At 41.9% G+C, this 1,464-nt stretch carries 2 protein-coding genes and 1 pseudogene; all 3 read left to right on the forward strand.

What is annotated here, in order from left to right; translation table 11 throughout:
• Positions 1-123: transposase (locus UF06_RS04345; RefSeq protein WP_045569239.1), on the forward strand; the 123-nt coding region annotated here is incomplete at its 5' end.
• A gap of 4 nt (positions 124-127) precedes the next feature.
• Positions 128-295 (forward strand): annotated as a pseudogene (locus tag UF06_RS27430) (GNAT family protein); the annotation flags it as partial.
• A gap of 631 nt (positions 296-926) precedes the next feature.
• On the forward strand, positions 927-1,464 hold a 538-nt coding region (locus tag UF06_RS04350; RefSeq protein ID WP_045569347.1), incomplete at its 3' end, for an alpha/beta hydrolase.

A 1,464-nucleotide genomic window follows, 5' to 3' on the forward strand; every position in this document is an offset into this window, starting at 1 on the left:
GTAGAGGGTGTGAACAACCGAATAAAGACGCTGAACAAAGTCGCCTATGGGTATCGTGATTGGGAATTTTTTGAGTTAAAAATCAAAGCCAGTCATGAGGCGAAGTATCGATTTTCCGGATGAACCGGAAAAGGTTCAGATATCAGCAGCAAGCGAAAATATTCCAAGTCGTAATGTATGTGAACGTTTAGGTTTCTCGCTTGAGGGCATAATCAGTCGCGCAGAAAATTTGAATGGCCGAGTTGTAGATCATGCTGTTTATGGTCTAAATCGTACTAATTGGCCCAAAACATAACAAACGCTTCAAGAGGGACAGCCAACGCGCGGCATTTTTACCATGCGTTGATTTTTGTGGTTACGGTGTTATGCGGAAAGTTGGTAGTAGCGTTGGCTGCCCCTTAAGCGGGCGTTATGCTTAATCATTTTAAAGCAGTGGGTTATGGTTTTTCTTTGCTCCCTCGGCTTGTTGGTTTCGAGTTTGTCGGCAAGTTAGCTTCAGTGGGCGCTGTTTTCTGGACACTTATTCTTTGGCGCTAAAAATTCTGAGATTTGCCTCAGTCAATTTTTGGGTAAGCGCGAAGTTAGGGCGGTTGGCTCAATCAGAAATTTGATCTTAGGTTTTTGAGTTTTGACAGCCAAAGTTCAAAGTCTGATTTTCAAAATTATGCGTCATTTCTGTTTTCTACGTTTTGGTTTTTGTTTGTGAATCAAAGTCGAGTTAATCTTGGTTTGGGTAAAACGTAAGCCATTGAAGCTTAAGCATAACAAAGCGTTCAAGAGGGACTTGGCACGCGTGGCATTTTCAGTTTGCGTTGGGTTTAGTGGTTACGGCAGTGTGCGGTAGCTTTTGTATTGCGTGCCTGCGCCCCTTAACGCGGCGTTAGTTTTTTCAGGTCAAATAAATACAAACGTAGTTGGTCGATAAAATGAAAAATAAAAATGGGTATGTAAGTGTTAGTGGCTCCGAGATTTATTACGAGCTTTCAGGTAATCATGATGGCAAGCCCTTATTGATGCTTCATGGCGGTCTTGGTTCATTGAATGAGTTAAGTTCAATTCATAAATATGTTGCTGCTGACTATCAATTGATAAGTATAGATTTCCGTGGTCACGGGAAGTCCCTTTTAGGTGAACGTCCACTTAATTACATGCAATATCAGCAAGACGTTCAGCATGTTCTGAGCTATTTGGGTATCGATAAATATTCAATTTTTGGTTTTAGTGACGGTGGTATCGTAGGTTATCGGTTAGCAATACAAGAGCCGGAAAAGGTATCTTGTTTAGTGACACTTGGCTCGCAGTGGCGATTAGAGGCAGATGATCCATCGGTTGAATTGCTAAGTGGTTTGACGGCTGAATTTTGGTTATCAAGGTTTGCAGATGATGTTGCTTTATATGAGGCGTCAAATCCTAAACCGGATTTCCCTAAACTCGTAGACGCTGTGAAAGCAGTCTGGCTTGATA

The sequence above is a fragment of the Vibrio sp. S234-5 genome (assembly GCF_000960595.1).
Taxonomy (GTDB): Bacteria; Pseudomonadota; Gammaproteobacteria; order Enterobacterales; family Vibrionaceae; genus Vibrio.